General features: G+C 59.8%; 2 protein-coding genes. One reads left to right on the top strand and one right to left on the bottom strand.

Going from position 1 to position 3,028, the window contains the following annotated elements; genetic code table 11:
• Positions 1 to 2,782 (bottom strand): RHS repeat-associated core domain-containing protein (locus AC1DT2_RS19420; protein ID WP_477298113.1); only part of this gene is annotated, 2,782 nt, incomplete at its 3' end.
• 9 nt (positions 2,783 to 2,791) lie between these two features.
• Between AC1DT2_RS19420 and AC1DT2_RS19415 the strand changes: the two genes are divergently transcribed.
• Positions 2,792 to 3,028 (top strand): hypothetical protein (locus AC1DT2_RS19415; protein ID WP_477298112.1); only part of this gene is annotated, 237 nt, incomplete at its 3' end.

The raw sequence follows: 3,028 nt of genomic DNA, 5'->3' as shown, positions 1-3,028 counted from the left end.
GTTCCTCATCCCCCTCGCTTTCTGCCCAAGCGGCTCCGAACTCGAGGAACACGGATACGCCGCCCCCAACAGCGACAAGCGAATGCCCCCACTGGACGAGTGTCGCCGCCGCAACCGTACTCGACACTGCCGTGCTTGCTGCCGCAGCCCCGGCGCTCGTCGCAACGGCTACCGTTGATGCGCCCACGGAATTCAAGCTGGTGACTCCACCCCAGATCATCGAACCAACGGCCCCCAAGGCGGGGCTTAACGTTCCCCACGACGCAACGGTCAGGGCGATGGTCACAGCCGCACCAACGCCGGCTAACAGCCAGGCGAATACCGATTGCCCCGTCGGGTCGATGTGATTCACAGGATCGCTCAACGCATAAACATACCCGTTCAGCCCACCCCTGCCGAAGGGGCTCGCGGAGTCAGGGCTGTGGAAGCACATCAATACGGGGTTGTAGGCCCTATAGCTGTCTAAAAGGTACCATCCCGTCGACCGATCCTTAACCTCACCCGCGTATGCGATGTCGCTCTTTCCTGCCCTCGCCGACACCTTTCCGTAGGGTGTGTACACAGGAATACGCACTTCATCGGACAACTCACACACCGTAGAACCCTGCGCATCGGCGCCCAGCAAGATGGCGGTTCGCTCCTTCTTGGAGAGACGCGTCTCCGCAAGTACACGTCGGCCGCTTGCGTGAAACACCGATGAGTCCTCTTGCCTCCGCTCATACGCGAGCTTGTCCTTGTCGTAATACCTGTGGCGTAGGTCGACGGTGTCACTGATGGAACCCAAGCGATCCATCGGGTCATAGTGATAAACGCAACTCTCCGCTCCCCGCACCCAGGCGCAAAGACGCCCCATCGCATCGTATGTGAGCTCACGCCCCTCCTCGTCCTCCCTGAGATTTCCCGACTCATCGTGCGCAAAGAGGATGCGGCGATCCGGAGAGCCTTCCTTCTGCCGAAGCCATTCGACCAACTGGGTCGGATCAAGCGCGTCGTAGCCAAACCAGGCTATTTCCTCGGGCTCGTCGAGATCCGCGTACCAGGTCGTCGCCTGACGAACATTGTCCAGCGCGTCGAACGAGAAGTCCTGCCGTCGAATGGGGAGCCCTTCGGTGCTCTCGGGGGGCGGAGTTCCTTCGCAGGCATATGATGTCATGCGACCACGCACGTCGTAGGTATAGCGCTCGTCGCGTTCTTCTCCCTCGCCGCCGAATGTTCTGCTGGATAACCGGTCGTCAGCCGTGTATGACTGAAGCAGGCTGCGCGCTATCGTTCGCTTGCCGATCCTTGCCGTGATATGGCGTTCGACTTCACGCCCGAGATCATCGTACCCAAGCAGAATGTCCATCGCGCGTGCGCCGTCGCGCGTCTCGCTATGGACACGTTTCGCCCTGGAGAATTCGTCGTAGTCAAAGACGAACTTCATCTCTCCCACGTCGAGCATGGCGAGTCTTCCCGAAAGATCGTAACCGAGCACCCGGAACCCACCGTCCGAGGCGGTGCTTCCGACTTCCTTCCCCAACAACGAGTACGTGTAGTCTGTAGCCCGACTCACTCCCGCCAGCAATGTGCTTTGAGACTTCACTTTTCCCGATGGAAAGTAAGACGTGCTAACGCTGCCAAGATCGTTCTCTGCCAGTGTCACCCGACCCCCGACGACATCCCTCTCCAGGACCACGGTCTCTTCGGAACTCACCAGGCGTATGAGCTCGTCGGCCAGATGTTTCTCGTAGTGGCACATCAGCGTCTGGCCGGAGGGCAGATCGATGTGATCGGGTTCGCACGATATCGGACTGTCGTAGCGGTAAATCGTGTCTCGTCGGCCAGCCCTGAACAGGTACCGACGCCCCAGCCCGTCGAAAGCCTGCTCGCCCAGACAGATGTCATCTGCACCAAGCGACTCGTGCCGCACAGCGATGCTCGTAACCAGACCCTCGGTGGTGTACGCAGGGTAAGTTCGTGAGACGACAGCGCCATCCGGCAGGATCGATTCGATCAGACGATCATGGGCATCGTAACGATGGCGAGTGCTCCTCGTAACGACATCTTCGCCGGAGGATGTTTCAACCAGACAGCGATCGTAGCCGTCGTATTCGTAGTCCATTGCGCTAAGGATTGCTCCGTCGCCGTGGATCCTCGCGACCGAGAGCGGCTTTCCCGTCACACTTCTGACTGTCCTGGTAACGAGTCCGGTCGAACTCGGCGCCGCCTCCCAGGTTTCGTCAGTCCGCTCGACGGGATCCGTCCGATTGTGAACAGTCACACCGTCAGGGCGGGTCTCTTCCGACATATTTCCCCAACCGTCGTAACGGTAGCTCGTCGTAAGAGACAAGGAGGCCTTGGCACTCACCATACGTCCATTCTGCGCCAGGGGAACGCCGATATCCGTCGTTGTTTGCGTTTGAATCCTTCCCAGCACATCGTACGTCGCTCGCCAGACTTCATGTTCCTTGCCATCGCCATCCCAGTCCACGGCGACGCGACGCACCTCCCTGCCAAAGCCGTCCAGCTCGGAGCGTGTCGTTTGCTCACTGGCGTCGATGTCCAGCCTATAACTTGTATCCCACGAGAGAACATAGGATGTCTTCTCCATGGCCGCAAAGTCGCTGTCGGCGGCGGCGATCTTCGCGACCGTCCGACCGAGGAGATCGTGGGCATGGCGCATGACGACGCCGTTCCTGCCTTGATCCATCACACGTTGACCGCTGACAAGCGAACGGGCCGAGTACGACGTCAAGTCGATCGTTTCGTCGTCGTTGGCGCTTCTCGTGGTCTTCGCCGTCACGAGGGTAGGATGGACGAGATCGCTTGCGTCTCGCTGCATGGTGGCTGGCCGTTCGTCAAGGCGATCACGCCGCACCACCCGCTTTTCTTCGTCGGGCAGGCTGTACACGAAAGCCGCGACGCTGCTCACCCCGTTAAGCGTGAACATGGTACCCAAAGGCCGGCCATGATGCGGACCGAAATCATCGACGAAGGCATACGTTACGTCGCCCAGGGGCTCGATTGCGCCATCGGAATTCCGGAATTC

The sequence above is a fragment of the Luteibacter sp. P4_E6 genome (assembly GCF_056401535.1).
Note: the sequence above shows the minus strand (reverse complement) of the source record. Positions and strands in the feature narration are given on the sequence as shown.